The sequence below is a fragment of the Myxococcus dinghuensis genome, from assembly GCF_024198235.1.
In the GTDB taxonomy this organism is placed as follows: Bacteria; Myxococcota; Myxococcia; order Myxococcales; family Myxococcaceae; genus Myxococcus; species Myxococcus dinghuensis.
Map to the genome: position 1 here is coordinate 71,125 of NZ_JAKCFB010000023.1, position 18,554 is coordinate 89,678.

Sequence of the window (18,554 nt, forward strand, 5' to 3'; positions counted from 1 at the left end):
CCATTACGGACATGCATTTTTTCCTGAAATGGTGTCTATGTCCGGGAAGGCGAGTTTGTCTCCGTCAAACACCGCTACGTGGCATGGCCCGCCCCTCCTGGCCGTGACGACGTGAGCCCCGGGCTTCGAAGGAAAGCAATGCTGATGGAGCTGTGGGCGCATCGCTTCTTCGAGCTGTCCACCGAGATGTTCGTCGTGCTGGGCAGCCACGGACGCATCCTGGAGGCGAACCCCGCCTGGGGCGCGACGGTGGGCTGGACACCCGTGGAGCTCAAGGGCGAGGGCTACCGCTCCTTCATCCACCCCGAGGACCTGGCGACGGTGGACGCGCGGCTGGAGGCGCTGCTGCACGCGCCGGGGAACACGCGCCTGTCGTTCCGGTGGCGCTGCCGGGACGGCACGTGGGCGTGGCTGGCGTGGAGCGTGGCCGGCTCCGCGGTGGGCGGGCCGCTCTACTGCACGGCGCGGCGGATGGAGTCCACGCCCGTGCAGGAGAAGCTGCGCACGAACGCGGAGGCCACCGAGTCGCTCGACCCGCCCTGGGCCATGAGCGACAGCCTGCCGCTGGGCCTCTACGTGGTGGATGTGCGCACGGGTACGGTGCTCTACGCCAACCGTCGCTTCTGCCAGCTCTGGGGCATCGAGTCGTTGGAGGAGTCGCTGCGGCGGGGCGTGTTGTCGCACGAGGAGGTGCTGCGGCAGTGCCTGCGCGCCGGCGAGGCGGCCCAGTTCCTCCGGCTCCATCCCCTGACGGGAGACGCGCCGCCGCCGCTGCACGGGGACGAGGCGGTGCTGGCCAACGGCCGCACCCTGCGCCGGCTGTCCACGCCCATGGGGACACGGGGCGACGAGTCGCGCTTCCGGCTGTTCGCGTTCGAGGACGTCACGGAGCGCAAGCGCACGGAGGAGGCGCTGCACCGCTCCGAGCAGAGCTTCCGCAAGCTCATCGAGGCGGCGCCGGAGGTCATCTTCGTCCACCGCGACCAGCGCTTCATCTACGTCAACCCCACGCTGCTCAAGGCGCTGCGGTACGACCACGCCAGCGAGCTGATCGGCCGGCCCATCTGGAGCATCGTCCATCCGGACGACCTGGACATGGTGCGCCAGCGCGTGCACGCGGTGGTGGCGCGGGGTGAGCTGGCCCCGCTGCGCGAGATTCGCTACATGCGCCGCGACGGCACCTGGTTCGACGCGGAGAGCGCGGGCCTGCCGGTGGACTTCGACGGCGTGGGCGCGGTGGTGGTGATGGCGCGCGACATCACCGAGCGCAAGCGCATGCAGGCGCAGCTGCTCCAGTCGGACCGCATGGTGCTGGCGGGCACGCTCGCGGCGGGCGTGGGGCACGAAATCAACAACCCGTTGACGTACGTGCTGGCGAACCTCGACTCGGCGATGGAGTCCATCCACCGGCTGGGCGGGGAGCTGGGCCGCACGCTGCCGGACGGGGACATCGCGCCCAACTGGTCCATGTCGCTCAAGGACACGGTGGACCTGCTGCGCGAGGCGCACGAGGGCGCCACGCGGGTGCGCAACATCGTGAGGGATTTGAAGTACATCTCCCGCCAGGAGGAGGAGCGGCGCGAGCTGCTCGACGTGCGCGAGTCGCTCGAGTTCTCGCTCAAGCTGGCCTCCAGCGAGATGAAGCCGCGCGCGCAGGTCATCAAGCAGTACGAGTCCGTGCCACCGGTGTACGCGGACGCGTCGCGGCTGGGGCAGGTGTTCCTCAACCTGGTGGTGAACGCGGCGCAGGCCATCCCCGAGGGGGACCCGGCGCGCCACCGCGTGACGCTCTGGGTGCGGCCCACGCCCGCGGGGGGCGTGGCGGTGGACGTGAGCGACACGGGCTCCGGCATGCCCCCCAGCGTCATGGCGCGCATCTTCGACCCGTTCTTCACCACGAAGGCGGTGGGCGCGGGCACGGGGCTGGGGCTGTCCATCTGCCACGGCATCATCAAGGGGCTGGGCGGCGACATCACCGTGAACAGCGAGCCGGGCCAGGGGACGACGTTCACGGTGACGCTGCCGCCCGCGCCGCCGAACGCGCCGGTGCGCGAGGTGCCGGCGGCGCCCCTGCCCTCGTCCGAGCGCAGCGGGCGGATGCTGGTCATCGACGACGAGCCCGCGGTGGGGCGCTCGCTGGCGCGCATCATCGGCAAGCGGCACCACGTGACGGTGGTGGGCAGCGGCGAGGAGGCCCTGCTCAAGCTGGCGAGCGGGGCGGAGTTCGACGCCATCTTCTGCGACCTGATGATGCCGGGCATCACCGGCATGGACGTCTACGAGCGGGTGCGCGAGCGGGAGCCCGGCCTGGGGCTGCGCTTCATCTTCATCACGGGCGGTTCGTACACGGCGCGGGCGCGGCAGTTCCTGGAGCGCGTGCCCAACCCGCGCATCGAGAAGCCGTTCGACGCGCAGATGATCCAGCAGATCGTCGGAGAGGTGCTGGCGGTGGAGTCCACGGACATGCCGCCGGCGTGAGGCAGTGCATCACCGCGCTGGATGGTCCGGCGCGCACGAAAAGGGAGTCGACTGGTGATTGGCGGCGGATTCGTCATCGATGCGGTAACACACGCGTACAACCTGCACCCGTCCAACTATCGCGCCGGGAGGTACGCCGAGTCCCTGGCGCAGCTCATCTTCGGGCTGCACTCCGGGCTCTCCGGCGACACGCACCGCGTGGCCCAGCCCGAGCGCTTCCTGAAGAACTGGTCGGTGGACGAGCTGGCGCACATCCTCTTCGTGGAGAGCGACGTGGACCTGGCGGTCCACCACGTGCTGCCGTTGCAGACGCTGTACTCGGACGGGCTGTGCTCGTACGAGAAGACGGTCGACATCAAGAAGCGCTATCCGGACCGGTTCCTGGTGTACGCGGGCGTGGACCCGCTGCGCGGCACGGCGGCGCTGGACGACCTGGACCGGCAGGTGGAGGAGCTCCAGCCCGTGGGGCTGAAGCTCTACCCGGCGGCGTGGCTGGGCGAGTCCTTCAAGCACACCGGCTGGCGGATGGATGACCCGAGCATCGCGTTCCCGCTGTTCGAGCGGGCGCGCAAGCTGGGCATCCGGAACATCGCGGTGCACAAGGGCCTGCCCATGGGGGCGGTGCCGCTGGAGGCGTACAAGGTCGACGACATCGGCGGGGCGGCGGATGCGTTCCCGGACCTGAACTTCGAAATCGTCCACGGCGGCATGGCGTTCCTGGACGAGACGGGGATGCAGCTCTCGCTGTTCCCCAACGTGTACGTGAACCTGGAGGTCACCGGCGCGCTGCTGGTGAAGCGCGAGCGCTGGTTCGCGGAGTCGCTGGCCGCGCTGCTCAAGTGGGCGGGCCCGGCGAAGATCATGTGGGGCTCCGGCACGGTGTTCAGCCACCCGCAGCCGGCCATCCACAAGTTCTGGCACGACTTCCAACTGCCGGACGAGCTGGTGCAGGTGGCCGGCATGCAGGTGACGCCGGAGGTGAAGCGGATGATCCTCTGCGACAACTACGCGCGCTACGCCGGCATCGACGTGGAGAAGGTCAAGGAGCGCATCGCCGGCGACGCGTTCTCGCGGAAGAAGGCGCTGGGGGGCATCACCCCGTACAGCTACCAGCCGGAGGCGCGGTGATGACCGAGCAGGAGCTGCGCGAGCGCATCCAGTCGATCCCCGACCCGTGCAGCCTGGCGACGGGCGTACCGCTGGGCATCGGGGAGATGGGCCTCATCGAGTCGCTCACGACGCACGAGGGGAAGGTGACGGTGCGCATGCACATCACCTCGCCCATGTGCATGATGGCCGCGTACTTCATGCGCGAAATCGAGCAGCGCCTCCAGGGATTGGCGGGCGTCGACGCCGTGCACGTCGAGTTCGACCAGGACTTGAAGTGGACGCCGGGCGACATCCACCCGGACGCGCGTGAGCGGCTGGCCGCGCGGCGCATCACCATGCTCGGCGGGCGGCTGCTGCCGCGCGCGGAGGCCCAGGCCCCGAGCGGGTCCTGACGGATTCCGTGAGCCGGTGGCGGGAAGTCCGCGTCACCGGCCCACGGCTGTATCAGCTCGGGCCGCGAGCATCCTGCACGGTGGAGGAGTGGACCTCCCGGGGGTGGTCGATGCGCGCTGGGGTCGTGCTGCTGGCCGTGGGAGCGCGGTGCGCGGGCTGTGCCTCGGTTCCCGAGTCCAACGGGTTCGCGCGGACCGGCACGGGCCGGGGTCGCGTTGGAGGAGGTGCGGGCGACGCGACAGGCGGTCCTCGCCAGCGTGGTGGCGGTCCGCGAGCAGCTCGGTGAGACGGAGCAGACGCGACGTGGACTCGATCCCCTGACACCCATAAGGAGCGCGCCAAACACGTGTCGCGTGCACTGCGCGCCAATCCACCGCCTCCCGGCTGGCGTCCCCTCGGCCCGGATGACGAGTTGCTCCGCGCGCTCCTCCCAGACGAGGAGACCTGACACGGTGCTCCCTGTGCCACGGGGCTACAGCACCTTGCGCACGAGCTGCGGGAACACCTTCGACACCTTGCCGAGCAGATAGTCCCCGTACGTCCCCTCGAACGCGTGGACACTCGCCCCGTCCCACCGGCGGGCGCGGTCCTCATCCACGTCCGTGGAGCGCACGCGCGGCAGCGGGGGCACCTCCGCCGCGAAGTCTGGATCGAAGAACAACGGATACGAGAGCCGATCCCTCCCGCTCACGTTCTTCACCCGGTGCGGCGTCGAGCGGTACCAGCCTCCCGTCAGCCGGTCCAACATGTCCCCGATGTTGCACACCAACGTCCCCGGAGTGGGCGGCGCCTCCACCCAGCCCCCCTGGGACTTCACCTGCAACCCACCGTTCGCGTCCTGCGCGAGCAGCGTCAACAACCCATAGTCCGTGTGCTCCCCCACGCCCCACCGCTCCTCTCCCTCCTCGGGCTCCGCCGGGTAATGGAAGACACGGAACAGCACCGTGGGGTCCGCCGTGTACGTCTTCGCGAAGTAGTCCGCCTCCAACCCCAGGCTCAGCGCCACGCCCTCCATCAACGCGTGCCCCGCTCGCGTGACGACGGACAGGTACTCGAGCACCACGTCCCGCAGCTCCGGCACCTCCGCCGGCCAGAGGTTCGCCCCATGCAACGGCCAACCCTCGCGCACGCGCGGATGCTCGGGCCCCAGCTCCGTGCCCAGGTACAACCCCTCCTTGCGGTCCGGCTTGCCCGACGTCAGCTCCCCACCCAACGGGAACCACCCCCGCCACGCCGCGCCGCCCTTCGGCATCGCGATGGCCTCCTTCTCCTCGCGCGACAACGCGAAGAAGCGGCGGCTCACACGCTCCAGCCTGTCCAGCAACGACTCCGAAACGCCGTGCCCCGACACATAGAAGAACCCCGTGTCCCGACACGCCCGCTCGATTTCACGCGCGACCCGCTCGCGCGCCTCGGTCCGCTCACGCGCGAAGAGCGAGGACATGTCGATGACAGGCAGGCGTCCACCCGAGAGCGAGGACACGTCCCCGTCGGACAAGCTGCCGGACGAGAGGGGGGCTCGGACCATGCCCCGAGCGTACACCGACACGCGGACCGTCCGTGCGAGCCGCGTCACGCCGCCCGCGCGCCCTCCGGGTCATGCGCCCAGGTGACGCCATCCAAAAGATGGCTCCATGACCCACGGCAGGCAGGCGTGTCACCTCTCACGCCGGCCTGGACACCTGCCTCACGTCGAGGGAGAGAGGGCGCCCGAGCCTCATCATGTCGACGCCAGCGCCCTCGCCCTCCCCTCACGCCACACTGAGCTCCGGGCTCGTGTGGCTCATGGCCATCGCCTGCGGCGCCACCGCCGCGAACCTCTATTACAACCAGCCCCTGCTCGGAGACATCGGCCGCGAGCTGGGCGCGGAGGGCAGCGCGCTCGGCCTCGTGCCCACGCTCACCCAGGTGGGCTACGCGGTGGGCATGCTGTTCATCGTCCCGCTCGGGGACAGCCTGGAGCGCCGCCGCGTCATCGTCACCATGACCGTGCTGGTGAGCCTGGCGCTCGTGGGCGCCGCGCTCGCGCCGTCGCTGATGTGGCTCACCCTCGCCAGCTTCCTCATCGGCGTCACCACCGTCGTCCCGCAGCTCATCATCCCCTTCGCCGCGCACCTCGCGCCCGACGCCCAACGCGGTCACATCGTCGGCATGGTGATGAGCGGCCTGCTCATCGGCATCCTGCTGTCGCGCACCGCGTCCGGCTTCGTCGGCACCCACCTGGGCTGGCGCGCCATGTTCTGGGTCGGCGCCGGGCTGATGCTCGTCCTCGCCCTGGTGCTGCGCTTCACCCTGCCCTCGCAGCCGGCCGTGGCCTCCATGCCGTACCCGGAGCTGATGCGCTCGCTCGTCCACCTGGTGAAGACCGAACCGGTGCTGCGCCTGCACTCGGTGCTCGGCGCCCTCACCTTCGGCGCGTTCAGCGTCTTCTGGTCCACGCTCGCGCTCTACCTCCAGAGCCTGCCGCAACACTACGGGCCGCAGGTCGCCGGCCTCTTCGGCGTGGTGGGCGTCGTCGGCGCGCTCATCGCCCCCATCGTCGGCCGCTACTCGGACGCGAACGGCGGCCGGCGCATGAACATGCTGGCCATGGGCGTGCTGCTGCTCTCCTTCGTCCTCATGTGGCCGCTCGGCGCGTGGCTGTGGGGCATCGCCCTCGGCGTGGTGCTGCTCGACCTGGGCGCGCAGGGCAACCACCTGTCCAACCAGACGCGCGTCTACGCCCTGCGCCCCGAGGCGCGCAGCCGCCTCAACACCCTCTACATGGTGACGTACTTCGCGGGCGGCGCCGCCGGCTCGTGGCTCGGCACCGCCGCGTGGACCCACGCGGGCTGGACGGGCGTCTGCGCGGCGGGCGCGGCGCTGGCCTTCGCGGGCATCGTCATCCTCGCGCTCGCGCGCAACCGCCCCTGAGCCCCAGCTACGGCTTCGACACCGTCAGCACGACCTTGCCACGCCCATGGCCCGAGTCGAGCCGACGGTGCGCGTCCCCCACGCGCTCCAGCGGCAACACCTCCGCCACGACGGGGCGCACCTGCCGGCGCTCGAGGAGCACCGACAGCTCCTCCAGCCTGCGCCGCTCCCGGTCGAGGAAGACGCCATGCAACGTCTGGTTGCGCGGATACAGCCCGCTCACGTCCCCCACCACGTCGAGGATGGTGGCGAGCCGCCCGTGTCGACGCGTCACGGGGATGCTGGGGATGATGTTCCTCCCCACCGTGTCGAAGACGGCGTCCACGCCCTGCCCGTCCGTCTCGCGCAGGACGCGCTTCGGCACGTCCTCCTGCTGGTAGTCGATGGCCACGTCCGCGCCCAGCTTGCGCAGCAACTCCAGGTTCGCCGGCCCCGACGTCGCCAGCACCCGCGCGCCCACCGCCTTGGCGATCTGCACCGCGAACGTGCCCACGCCTCCCGCGCCACCGTGGATGAGCACCGTCTCGCCCACGCGGACCTGGAGCCTCCGCACCACCGCGTCCCACGCGGTGCCACCCGCGAGCGGGACGGCGGCGGCCTCCTCGTGCGAGAGGCTCGGCGGCTTGCGCGCGACGATGTCCACCCCCACGACGTTCAGCTCCGCGTACGTGCCCAGCGGGTTGCCGAAGATCTCCGGCGTGTAGAAGACCTCGTCGCCCGCCTTGAAGTCGGTGACGCCCGGACCCACCTGCTCCACCACGCCCGACGCGTCGTAGCCCAGGACGACCGGAGGCTTCAGGCCCGCCCAGGTGCCGTCGTGGCGGAGCTTCGCGTCGACGGGGTTGGTCCCTGAAGTGACGACCCGGACGAGCACCTGTCCGGGGCCGGGCGAGGGAGCGGGGAGGTCCTGGGCCTGGAACGACTCGGGCCCGCCGAAGCGGGGCAGAACGATGGCGCGCATGCCCGAGGGGCTAATCGACCCCCCTCGACGCTCGCAAGCCAAGGAGGCCGCGAGCGTCGATGGTCCAACACCCGCTCAGCCCTCGGCGCTCTTGGGCTTCGCCTCCGGCTTCAGCTCGACGAGCAGCTGCTTCGCGGACACCTGCCCGCCGACGGTCGCGTTGACGGCCTCGACCACGCCCGGGATGTCCGCGATGAGCTGGAACTCCATCTTCATCGCCTCCAGCACGACGAGGACGTCACCCGGCTTCACCGTGGCCCCGGGCTTCGTGTCCACGCGGAGGATGCGGCCGTCCATCGGCGCGAGCAGTCGGCCCGTGCCCGCCCCGTCCGCGCCCACGGGGGGACGGAACGTCACGTCCGTGAAGTGCCGCGCACCCCCACCCAGGTCCAGCCAGAGCGCGCTGCCCTCGTGGAGACACCGCGCCTTCTCGCGCGTCCCCGCCACGGTGTAGTCGAGCACGCCCTCCGCCATGCCCAGCACGGCCAGGTCGTACGTCTCACCGCCCACGGAGACCTCGTAGCGCGCGGTCGACACCGGACGCACGGAGACCTTCGACTCGCCCGTCCGGTCCTCGAGCTTCAACTGGACGGCGTGCGCGTGGGCCGTGTTCCAGTTCACCCACGAGGCGTCGAGCCCCGCCTCGCGCACCAGCGACTGCGCCTCCGCGTGGTGCAGCGCGGCGCCCGCCAGCGCGCGCTCCTTCGTCGAGGGCTGGTACAGCCGCTCCAGCGTCGCCGCGTCCGCGTGCTTGCCGATGAAGCCCGTGTCGTAGGCGCCCGAGCGGAACGCCGCGTTCTCCAGGACGTGCAGCAGCAGGTCCTTGTTCGTGGTGACGCCGAACACGGTCAGCTCGTGCAGCGACTCCACCAGCCGCCGGCGCGCCAGCTCGCGGTCCGCGCCATACGCAATCACCTTCGCCTGCATCGAGTCGTAGAAGGGCGGGATGTCCTGCCCCTCGCGCACGCCGTGGTCGATGCGCAGCCCCTCGCGCGACGGCAGTCGCCACGCGGACAGCCGGCCCGCCTGCGGCGCGTAGTTGTTCGCCGGGTCCTCCGCGCACAGGCGCACCTCGATGGCGTGCCCCGTCCAGGTGATGTCCTTCTGCGCGCGCGGCAGCTCCTCGCCCGAGGCGACGCGCAACTGCCACTCCACCAGGTCCAGGCCGGTAATCTGCTCGGTGACCGGGTGCTCCACCTGGAGACGCGTGTTCATCTCCATGAAGTAGAACGCGCCGTCGGGCGCGAGCAGGAACTCGATGGTGCCCGCGCCCTTGTAGGCGATGGCCTTCGCCGCCGTCACGGCCACCTGGCCCATGCGCTCGCGCAGCTCCGCGTCCACCGCGGGCGATGGGCTCTCCTCGACGATCTTCTGGTGACGCCGCTGCACGGAGCAGTCGCGCTCGCCCAGGTGGACGGCGTTGCCGTGCTCGTCCGCGAAGACTTGGATCTCCACGTGCCGCGCGTTGACCACGGCGCGCTCCAGGATGAGCTCGCCGCTGCCGAACGCGTTCGTCGCCTCCGAGCGCGCAGCGCGCAGCGCCGGGGCGAGCTGCGCGGGCTCGTGGACGAGCCGCATGCCGCGCCCACCACCGCCGGCCGCCGCCTTCACCATCAGCGGGAAGCCGATGCGCTCACCCTCCTTCGCGAGCGTGGCGTCGTCCGCGTCGGAGGCCTCGTAGCCGGGGATGCAGGGCACCCCCGCGGCAATCATGCGCAGCTTGGCCTGCCGCTTGTTGCCCATCAGGGTGACGGCCTCCGGGTCCGGGCCGATGAAGACCAGCCCCGCATCCTTGCACGCGCGCGAGAAGGCCGCGTTCTCCGAGAGGAAGCCGTAGCCCGGGTGGATGGCCTGCGCCCCCACCGACTTCGCCGCCGCGATGAGCTTCTCGATGACGAGGTAGGACTCCTTCGCGGGCGACGGGCCGATGGGCACCGCCTCGTCCGCCGCGAGCACGTGCGGGGCCGCGCGGTCCGCCTCGGAGAACACCGCCACCGTCCGGTAGCCCAGCCGCTTGCAGGTGCGCATCACCCGGACGGCGATCTCACCGCGGTTGGCGACCAGGACCTTGCTGAAACGCTCCATCCCGTCCGCTCCTCTCACAGGCGTGCCACGCCGAAGGTGTTGGGGTTGACCTGCCGACGCCCCGCCTCGCGACAGATGGAGAACGCGAACCCGAGCACCCGCCGCGTGTCGCGCGGGTCGATGATGCCGTCGTCGAACAGGCGCGCGGACGCGTTGAACGGGTGCGACTCCTTGTCGAACTGCTCGACGATGGGCTGGGTGAAGGCGCGGATGGCCTCCTCGTCCACCGTCTCCCCGCCGCGCGCCAGCTTCTCCCCGAAGACGATGGCCATCACCTTCGCCGCCTGCTCGCCGCCCATGACCGCCGTGCGCGCGTTGGGCCACGCGAAGATGAAGCGCGGGTGGAACGGCCGGCCGCACATGCCATACGTGCCCGCGCCGAACGAGCCGCCCACCAGCAGCGTCACCTGCGGCACCGTGGCGTTGGCCACCGCCTGAATCATCTTCGAGCCGTGCTTGACGATGCCGCCCTGCTCCGGCTGCGAGCCCACCAGGTAGCCCGTGGTGTTCTGCAGGTACAGGATGGGCGTGCCCGACTGGCAGCACAACTGGATGAACTGCGCCGCCTTCGTCGCGCCGCGAGGACTGATGGGGCCGTTGTTCCCGATGATGCCGATGGGCCCGCCATAGAGGCTCGCCCACCCGCAGACGGTGTGCGCGTCATAGGCGTCCTTGAAGCCCGTGAAGTCCGAGCCGTCGACGATGCGCGCGATGATTTCGCGGCAGTCGTACGGCTTGCGGTAGTCCGGCGGGATGGCGCCGGCCAGCTCGTCCGGTGAGTAGAGCGGCTCCGCGTAGGGCGCCTTCGCGTCGGCCGCGAGCCGCTCGTTCCAGCCGAGCTTGCCCACGATTTCACGCGCCATGCGGATGGCGTCCGCGTCGTCCTCCGCGAGGTAGTCCGCCGTGCCCGCGACGGTGGCGTGCATCTCCGCGCCGCCCAGCTCCTCGTCGGTGGCGACCTCCCCCGTCGCCGCCTTGAGCAGCGGCGGACCGGCGAGGAACACCTTCGCCTTCTTCTTCACCATGACGACGTAGTCGGACAGGCCCGGCAGGTACGCGCCACCCGCCGTGCTGGAGCCGTGCACCACCGTGATTTGGGGGATGCCCGCCGCGGACATCCGCGCCTGGTTGTAGAAGGTCTCTCCGCCCGGGATGAAGATCTCCTGCTGGTACATCAGGTTGGCGCCGCCGCTCTCCACCAGCGACACCATGGGCAGCTTGTTCTGGAGCGCGATGGCCTGGCCGCGCAGCGCCTTCTGCACGCCCCACGGTGACGCCGTGCCACCCTTGATGGCGGAGTTGTTCACGAAGACGAAGCAGCGCACGCCGGACACGTAGCCGATGCCCGCGATGCTGTTGCCGCCCGCCAGCGAGCCGTCGTTGTCGTCGTGGTAGCCGTACCCGCACAGGGTGGACAGCTCCAGGAACGGCGAGCCCCGGTCGAGCAGCAGCATCAGCCGCTCACGCGGGAGCAGCTGGCCCCGCTTGTGGAACTTCTCGCGCGCCTTCTCCTCCGTCGCGCGCACCTTCGCCTCCACGTTCCGCAGCTCGCCCAGCCGCGCGAGCATGTCCGCGCGCTGCGCCTGGAAGGCCTCGGAGCCCGTGTTGACCCGCGATGTGATTCTCGCCATGGACCTCACCCCTCTCCTTCGCGCAGCAACGCCTCGGGAACGTCGATGTGGCGCGAGCGCAGCCACTCGCCCAGCGCCTTGCCCTGCGGGTCGAACCGCGTGGACGACGACACGCCTTCACCCAGGATGCCGTCGATGACGAAGTTCAGCCCCCGCAGCTTCGGGAACACGTGTCGCTCGACGGGGAACGCCGCCGCCTCCGGCAGCAGCTCCTTCACCTTCTCCGCCGTGAGCGTGCGCACCAGCCAGCGCCACGCCTCGTCCGTGCGCGCCCACACGCCGATGTTCGCCATGCCGCCCTTGTCACCGCTGCGCGCCGCGACGACGCGCCCCAGCGGCACCCGTCGCGTGGGGCCCTCCACCGGCGTCTCCGGCAGCGCGGGGGCCTCCACCGGCGCCAACGCCAGGGATTGCCCGGTGGGCGCGATGTCGACGCGCGTCTCGTCCGGCAGCACCGCGACGTGCGGCACGCGCTTCGCGTCCACGTAGGCCGGCGTGTAGACGCCATAGGGCGCGCCGTCCGACGGGGGCGCCGTCATGGTGAAGCCCGGGTAGCTGCCCAGCGCCAGCTCCACCGCGGCGCCGCTGAACGAGCGGCCCACCAGCTTCGGGTCCGGGTCCTTCACCACCACGCGCAGGAAGGCGGCGGCCTGCTCCTCCGTGGCCGCGTCCTCGCGGTCCGTGCGGACCAGCGTCCAGTGCGCCTCCTTCGGCTTGCGGGTGAGCGCCACCTCCAACTGCTCGCGGATGAGGCGCGCCTTCTCCTCGATGTCGAGGCCCACGAGGATGAACGTCGCCTCGTTCTTGTAGCCGCCCAGGTTGTTGAGACAGACCTTCACCGTGGGCGGCGGCGGCTCGCCCTTCACGCCGGTGATTCGCACGCGGTCCTTCCCGTCCGGCGAGAGCTGGATGGAGTCGAAGCGCGCCGTCGCGTCCGGCCCGGCGTACCGGGCCCCGGTGATTTCATAGACGAGCTGCGCGAGCACCGTGTCCACCGTCACCGCGCCGCCCGTGCCCTCGTGCTTGGAGATGACGGACGAGCCGTCCGCGAAGAGGTCCGCCAGCGGGAAGCCGGGGCGGCGCACGTCCACCTCCTTGAAGAAGGAGTAGTTGCCGCCCGTCGCCTGCGTGCCGCACTCCAGGACGTGGCCGGCCACCATGGCGCCCGCGAGCTGGTCCCAGTCGTCCCGCTTCCAGCCGAAGTGCGCCGCGGCCGGGCCCACCACGAGCGAGGCGTCCGTCACGCGGCCGGTGACGACCACGTCCGCGCCCGCGCGCAGACACTCGGCGATGCCCCAGCCGCCCAGGTACGCGTTCGCGGTGAGCGGCGCGCCCAGGCCCAGCTCGTCCGTGCTGCCGGAGAGGTCATCCCCCTCGACGTGCGCGATGCGCGCCTTCAACCCGAGCTTGCCGTTGAGCTCCCTCAGCGCCGTGGCGAGGCCCGCGGGGTTGAGGCCGCCCGCGTTGACGACGACCTTCACCTTCTTGTCGAGCGCCAACCCGAGGCATTGCTCCATCTGCTTCAGGAACGTCTTCGCGTAGCCGGTGTTCGGGTCCTTCATCCGGTCGCGGCCGAGAATCAACATCGTCAGCTCGGCCAGGTAGTCGCCGGTGAGGACATCCAGCCGACCACCTTCCAACATCTCCCGGACGGCCGAGAACCGGTCGCCGTAGAAGCCCGACGCGTTGCCGATTCGGAGGGGGGACTCGCTCATGCGCTCTCCACTCGGCCAGGACGCTCGCTCCCTCGGAGCATGGGAGCCCCAGGTCCGGCCTGAATGCGGGGAGTCTGGGAGGCAGGTCCAAAAAAAGCAAGCGCGCTTGCTTTTTTCCAGGCTGCCTCACAAGCTGGGTCCGTGAGCGAGGCCACGGGGAGGCAGGAGCAGGAGCGCAGCCGCATCACCCGTCAGCGGTTGATGGAGGCGGCCATCAGCGCCCTGTCCGAGCTGGGCTGGACGGGGGCGACGATGTCCGTCATCGCCGAGCGAGCGGGCGTGTCCCGAGGTGCGTGTCAGCACCACTTCCCCACCCGCAGCGACCTGGTGGCGGCGGCCGTGGAGTACTTCGGCCACCAGCAGGTGGAGGAGCTGCGTCGCCGGGCCGCCCAGCTACCGGCCGGCGGAGGGCGGACGGAGACCATCCTCCACATGCTCGCGGACTTCTATACCCAGCGGACCTTCGTGGTGGCCGCGCAGCTGTGGACGGCGGCGAAGACGGACAAGGAGCTGCACGCGCAGCTGTTGCCGGTGGAGACGCGGGTGGGCCGGGAGATGCACCGGCTCGCCGTGGGGTTGCTCGGGGTGGACGACCGGGAGCCGGGCGTGCGCGAGCTGGTGCAGGCGACGCTGGATTTGATTCGGGGGCTCGGGCTGGCGAACCTGCTCAGGGACGACAGCGCGCGCCGGAAGAAGATCCTCCACCGCTGGGCGGAGACGCTGGAGGACGCGCTGCGTCCGCGGCGGGGCCGCAGGGCGGGGGACTGAACAGCACGGCCCCGGGTGACGGGGTCTCATCGGGAGAGGGCATGGGCTACCGCTCTGTATTCGCGCCGGGGAGTTTCAAGGGTCGCAACGTCATCGTGACGGGGGGCGGCAGTGGCATCGGCCGCTGCACGGCGCACGAGCTGGCGTCGCTCGGGGCGCACGTCATCCTGGTGGGCCGCAAGCCGGACAAGCTGGAGAAGGTGGCGGCGGAGCTTCGCGAGGACGGCGGGGAGTGCTCGTTGGAGGCGGTGGACATCCGCGACGAGGAGGGCGTGAAGGCGACGGTGGCGCGCATCGTGGCGGCGCGCGGGCGCATCCACGGCCTGGTGAACAACGCGGGTGGACAGTTCCCGTCGCCGCTGTCGGCCATCTCGAAGAAGGGCTTCGAGGCGGTAGTGGCCACCAACCTGACGGGCGGCTTCCTGATGGCGCGCGAGGTGTACACCCAGTCGATGAGCACGCACGGTGGCTCCATCGTGAACATGCTGGCGGACGCGTGGGGTGGCATGCCGGGGATGGGGCACTCGGGCGCGGCGCGGATGGGCATGCTCAACCTGACGCAGACGGCGGCGGTGGAGTGGGCCGCGTCGGGTGTGCGCGTCAACGCGGTGGCGCCGGGCTGGGTGGCGTCGAGCGGCATGGACAGCTACCAGGACGAGGGCGTCAAGGCGCTGATTCCGCTGCTCAAGAAGGAGGTGCCGCTCCAGCGGCTGGCCACGGAGGCGGAGGTGAGCGGCGCCATCGTGTTCCTGCTGTCGGACGTGGCGGCGTTCATCACCGGCGACGTCATCAAGATCGACGGCGGCGCGTCGTGCAACACGAAGATCTTCCCCCTGGACGAGTCCACCGCGTCGCAGCCCTACGAGGGCTTCCACCGCGCGGCCGCCCCCCGCATCCTGGGAGGTGAGGGATAGGGGTGGCGCGCGGGCGCTCGGAAGACTGACCGCTGGAGGGCACCGCTCCCATCAGGGAGGATGCAGCGAAGGCCGAGCCGCCCTAGAGTGGAATCATGGACATGCGGGAGCAACTGCGACAGGCCTTTCCCAGCTACGGCCCTCACTGGGACGCCGCCATCGACGCGGGCGTCGACGTGTCGCTGCTCCTGCACAACCTCGAGCTCACCCCCACCGAACGCATCGAGCAGTTGCAGCGGATGACGGAGTTGTACGAGGCCCTGCGCCCCAAGGACGCGGCCGGTGATGCAACGAACCCCTGAGCTCCTGCGCCTGCTCCTCGAGGCAGGCGTCCAGTTCGTCGTCATCGGCGGTGTCGCGGCGGTCGCGCATGGCTCCGCGACCTTCACGCTCGACCTGGACATCGTCGCGCCGTTCACCGAGGACAACCTCGCGAAGCTGTTGGGAGCACTTGCTCCGTACCAACCGCGTTATGCGCTGGCGGTCCCCAAACGGCCTGTCACGGAGTCTGCCTCGGAACTGGCGACGTACCGGAACCTCTACCTGCTGACCGACCTGGGACGTCTCGACATCCTGTCCACGGTGGCCCCCATCGGGGACCATGGGACCGGGTCGTCGAGCGCGAATTGCTGGCACTCAGGGAGCGCCAGACAGCCACGAAGTCCTAGCATCGAATTCCAAACACCCTATTCCCATTCCATTGTCAGTCATGCGAGAAGCCGCGCACGCCAATACCAAAGGTGTGGTGGGGGTTGTTGGGTCTGGTGTTGTCCACGGGCTGTGCGGGGACGCGAGCGCTGTGTCCCAAGGAGGGGGACGGGTCTGGTCGGAGGTCCGGAGCGAGCACTTCCGCCTCCACACGGACCTGTCGCCGGACGTCGCCGCGAAGTCCGCCGTCGAGTTGGAGAAGCTCCGCCGCGCGCTGCTGCTGGCCTGGGGCACGGACTTCAATCCGGAAGGCTCCGTCGACGTCATCCTCCTGCGCAACACGAGCGAGATGGCCGAGTTCACCCAGGGGCGCTACGTCGGCTTCGTGTCCACCACGGAGCGTGGCCCGCTGCTCGTCATGTCCGGCGAAGGCTACGTCCTGGACAACGGCCCGGAGCAGCGCCTCCAGACGCATGAGCTGGCCCACCAGCTCAGCCAGCACGTCCTCCTGCGCCAGCCCCGCTGGCTCGCGGAGGGACTCGCCCAGTACCTGGAGACCACCCACATCAAACCCAGCACCGGCGAGGCCGTGCTCGGCCGGGTGAACACCAACAGCCGCGACTACGTGACGCGCCGGGGCTGGCTCGACCTCGACGAGCTGTGGGAGTGGGACCAGAAGGACTCGCTGAGCGAGGCCGAGGGCCAGCGCTGGACAGCGCCGAGGTCCACGCCAACCGCGGCTTCCTCTTCATGCGCGCCCCAGGCGAGCTGACGAAGGAGCAGCGCCTGCAGAAGGCCCGCGCGGAGCTGGACCAGGCCCTCGTCGAGGACCCGACCAACGTCAGCGCCGCCGTCCTCGCCTCGCAGCTGTCCACCCATCGCGAGGAGCACCTCACCCGCGCCCGCGCCCTCGTGAAGGCGCATCCCGACGACGGCCGTGGCTGGGACCTGCTGGCGGAGATGCTGACCGACGAGAACGAGCCCGAGGCCCTCCAGCAAGCCCGCGAGTCCGCCGCGCGGCTGATGCCCCACGACGTGCGCATGCTGACCAGCCTCGTCCAGCACTACGGGATGACCTTCCAGCCGGAGAAGGGCCTGCCCGTGGCGAAGCGCGCCGTGGAGCTCTCCCCGGGCGACCCGTACGGCCTCGCCATCCAGGCCGCCCTGCTCTTCCAGGTCAACCGCTGCCCGGAGGCCGTCGGCTTCCAGCGCCGCGCCGTGGACATGCTGCACGAGTCGTACGCGCCCGCCTTCCGCCAGCAGTTGCGCGAGCGCCTCCAGATTTTCGAGGCGAAGTGCGGCACCAACGCCGCGGTCTCCAAGCCGACGCCGTGACGTCGTCCCCGTGAAGCGCGGGCGCCAGCGACGACGTGCTGGCGCCCGAGTCGATTCAGCGCGGCGCGGGCCCCGCGTCCGTGCCGCCGTCCCTCCACCACGAGGGCACCGGGCTGACCGGCTCGCCCCAGGTGGTGTCGCCCACCGGCAGCGAGGACGCGTCCGACGAAGGCTCCACCGTCCCCGCGTCGGACGCGGGCGTCGCCGCGTCCGGCTCTCCGTCGAACAGCCGCCGCAGGATGCGCCCGTCCCTGCCGATGGCGTAGCGCGCGCCCCCATCCAGCATGCGCGGCTCCGCGCCACACGCCGCCGGGTCCGCGGCGATGCCCACGAAGGACACGTCGCCTTCCCGCAGCACGCGGTAGCGATAGGACTCCTGCCGGTTCCAGCACGAGCGCCCGCGCGCGTCCGGCGGGAGGAAGTCGTCCGCCGCGACGGACAACGCCCGCAGCGTCTCCCCGTCCATCACCGCGGGCTGCCCCTGCGCCGGGAGCGGAGTGCCCTGCTCCCCGAGCGCCGCCGGGAAGGTGACGGACAGGTCCTCCTGGGGCGGCTCGGAGCGCGCACCCGCGTGGTGCACGCAGCTCGACGCCAGCGCCAACACGGGCAGGAGCGAGAGTCTCATGGTGTCCTGCTCCTGTCGCACGGGCGGCTCGCCTTCTGGACGGTGAAGCGGCGCTCCTCGCCGTCCGACCAGCTCACCGCACCGGTCTGCTCACACCGCCAGTCGTCGCCCGCGCGCGTCCACTTCAACAACTGGCCCGTCAGGGGGATGTACTGATGGAAGCCGTCGCACGACGGCTCCGACACGTTCCGCGAGAAGAAGGCGACGATGGAGAGCCTCAGCCGTCCGTCCTTCGTCTCGCTCTCGAAGCCGTGGGCCACGCCCTCCGAGACGATGAACTGGATGTCGTTCTCCGTCAGGCTGCTGCCGTACGGATGGTTGTGGAGCGCGTAGATGTACCGGATGGCGTCCGCCGGATAGCGGGGGTCATCCACCCACGACGGGAGCAGGCAGCTCTTGCTGCGCTGGAGCGGATCCACCCGCGACTGGTCGGTCAGCTTGCTCACCACGTAGTGCTGATCCGGCGTGTAGTACATCCAGGCGCAGTACTCACTCGAGACCCGCCACCGGACGCCGAAGTCCGGGTGGTCCCGCCCACCCGCGCTCGCATGGGGCTTGGTGAGGATCTTCCCGCACGCCGCGAGCAACGCACTCGACGGAGAGTCGAACGGCCCCAGCAGGGGCCCCGGCAGCTTGTCCAGGAACGGCGCCCCGGGCGCGGGACGCACGATGTCCGGGTCCGCCACCGGGGACGAGGCGCAGCCTCCCAGCCACAACAGGAGGACCAGGGCCTCGTGATGCCGACGCGCCTCCGCCCTCATCCTCCGCGTCCTCCTCGTGGCAACGCGCCTTCCACGCGCGACACCAGCCTAGCGAGGGCGCTTCCCGGCCCTCAAGCCAAATCTAGCTAAACACGACTAGTTGGAAAATATCGGCGCCAGCCACCCCCACCTACCCCGGTCCGGTACGCACGCGGCCCGCGCTCCACTTGAACTTGACCGCTCGTCCAACAACCATTACTTGAACGCTCGTCCAAAA

The 18,554-nt window shown here is 70.5% G+C and carries 16 protein-coding genes and 1 pseudogene; 10 read left to right on the top strand and 7 right to left on the bottom strand.

Annotated elements, in window-relative coordinates:
- Window positions 1-144 precede the first annotated feature (144 nt).
- The 4 genes and pseudogenes from LZ198_RS26860 to LZ198_RS26875 all read left to right on the top strand — a co-directional run.
- Window positions 145-2,478: a PAS domain S-box protein gene (locus LZ198_RS26860; protein WP_253974919.1), complete on the top strand. Its 2,334-nt coding sequence runs from the start codon at window positions 145-147 to the stop codon at window positions 2,476-2,478.
- A 54-nt stretch (window positions 2,479-2,532) separates the two neighbouring features.
- Window positions 2,533-3,606, top strand: coding sequence for an amidohydrolase family protein (locus LZ198_RS26865; RefSeq protein ID WP_253974920.1), 1,074 nt, complete (start codon window positions 2,533-2,535; stop codon window positions 3,604-3,606).
- Entirely contained in the window at window positions 3,606-3,980 is a 375-nt protein-coding gene (locus LZ198_RS26870; protein WP_253974921.1) for a metal-sulfur cluster assembly factor, read from the top strand. Before LZ198_RS26865 ends, LZ198_RS26870 begins: the two co-directional genes overlap by 1 nt.
- A 314-nt stretch (window positions 3,981-4,294) precedes the next feature.
- Window positions 4,295-4,429: pseudogene (locus tag LZ198_RS26875) on the top strand (NUDIX hydrolase); the annotation flags it as partial.
- A 24-nt stretch (window positions 4,430-4,453) separates the two neighbouring features.
- Here the strand turns inward: LZ198_RS26875 and LZ198_RS26880 are convergent.
- Window positions 4,454-5,509 (bottom strand): isopenicillin N synthase family dioxygenase, encoded by a 1,056-nt coding sequence (locus tag LZ198_RS26880; RefSeq protein WP_256559933.1) that lies wholly within the window; start codon window positions 5,507-5,509, stop codon window positions 4,454-4,456.
- Between the two features lie 194 nt (window positions 5,510-5,703).
- Between LZ198_RS26880 and LZ198_RS26885 the strand changes: the two genes are divergently transcribed.
- A complete protein-coding gene (locus tag LZ198_RS26885) occupies window positions 5,704-6,894 on the top strand; it encodes an MFS transporter (RefSeq protein ID WP_253974922.1) in 1,191 nt (396 codons plus the stop codon).
- Between the two features lie 7 nt (window positions 6,895-6,901).
- Here the strand turns inward: LZ198_RS26885 and LZ198_RS26890 are convergent, their stop codons facing one another.
- From LZ198_RS26890 to LZ198_RS26905, 4 genes are all read right to left on the bottom strand, one after another.
- On the bottom strand, window positions 6,902-7,855 hold the full coding sequence (locus LZ198_RS26890) for a zinc-dependent alcohol dehydrogenase family protein (RefSeq protein WP_253974923.1): 954 nt from the start codon (window positions 7,853-7,855) through the stop codon (window positions 6,902-6,904).
- Between the two features lie 75 nt (window positions 7,856-7,930).
- Window positions 7,931-9,940 carry an acetyl-CoA carboxylase biotin carboxylase subunit gene (locus LZ198_RS26895; protein WP_253974924.1) on the bottom strand — a complete coding sequence of 670 codons (2,010 nt, stop codon included), beginning with the start codon at window positions 9,938-9,940 and terminating at the stop codon, window positions 7,931-7,933.
- Between the two features lie 14 nt (window positions 9,941-9,954).
- Complete coding sequence (locus LZ198_RS26900; protein ID WP_253974925.1) at window positions 9,955-11,571, bottom strand: acyl-CoA carboxylase subunit beta; 1,617 nt, start codon at window positions 11,569-11,571, stop codon at window positions 9,955-9,957.
- 5 nt (window positions 11,572-11,576) lie between these two features.
- Entirely contained in the window at window positions 11,577-13,286 is a 1,710-nt protein-coding gene (locus tag LZ198_RS26905; RefSeq protein ID WP_253974926.1) for an acyclic terpene utilization AtuA family protein, read from the bottom strand.
- A gap of 141 nt (window positions 13,287-13,427) precedes the next feature.
- On the opposite strand from LZ198_RS26905, the gene LZ198_RS26910 reads away from it, so the two are divergent.
- The 5 genes from LZ198_RS26910 to LZ198_RS26930 all read left to right on the top strand — a co-directional run bounded on the left by LZ198_RS26910 (window position 13,428) and on the right by LZ198_RS26930 (window position 16,951).
- Window positions 13,428-14,054 (top strand): TetR/AcrR family transcriptional regulator, encoded by a 627-nt coding sequence (locus LZ198_RS26910; protein ID WP_253974927.1) that lies wholly within the window; start codon window positions 13,428-13,430, stop codon window positions 14,052-14,054.
- 41 nt (window positions 14,055-14,095) lie between these two features.
- Window positions 14,096-14,968 (top strand): SDR family oxidoreductase, encoded by an 873-nt coding sequence (locus tag LZ198_RS26915; RefSeq protein ID WP_253974928.1) that lies wholly within the window; start codon window positions 14,096-14,098, stop codon window positions 14,966-14,968.
- 95 nt (window positions 14,969-15,063) lie between these two features.
- On the top strand, window positions 15,064-15,270 hold the full coding sequence (locus LZ198_RS26920; RefSeq protein WP_253974929.1) for a hypothetical protein: 207 nt from the start codon (window positions 15,064-15,066) through the stop codon (window positions 15,268-15,270).
- 497 nt (window positions 15,271-15,767) lie between these two features.
- Entirely contained in the window at window positions 15,768-16,388 is a 621-nt protein-coding gene (locus LZ198_RS26925; RefSeq protein ID WP_253974930.1) for a DUF1570 domain-containing protein, read from the top strand.
- Window positions 16,367-16,951 carry a tetratricopeptide repeat protein gene (locus LZ198_RS26930; RefSeq protein ID WP_253974931.1) on the top strand — a complete coding sequence of 195 codons (585 nt, stop codon included), beginning with the start codon at window positions 16,367-16,369 and terminating at the stop codon, window positions 16,949-16,951. The genes LZ198_RS26925 and LZ198_RS26930 overlap by 22 nt, the downstream gene beginning before the upstream one ends.
- Window positions 16,952-17,006: 55 nt before the next feature.
- Here LZ198_RS26930 and LZ198_RS26935 read toward each other — a convergent pair whose 3' ends face one another.
- Both LZ198_RS26935 and LZ198_RS26940 read right to left on the bottom strand, forming a co-directional pair.
- Window positions 17,007-17,576, bottom strand: coding sequence for a hypothetical protein (locus LZ198_RS26935; protein WP_253974932.1), 570 nt, complete (start codon window positions 17,574-17,576; stop codon window positions 17,007-17,009).
- Entirely contained in the window at window positions 17,573-18,337 is a 765-nt protein-coding gene (locus tag LZ198_RS26940) for a hypothetical protein (RefSeq protein WP_253974933.1), read from the bottom strand. The genes LZ198_RS26935 and LZ198_RS26940 overlap by 4 nt, the downstream gene beginning before the upstream one ends.
- Window positions 18,338-18,554: the final 217 nt, after the last annotated feature.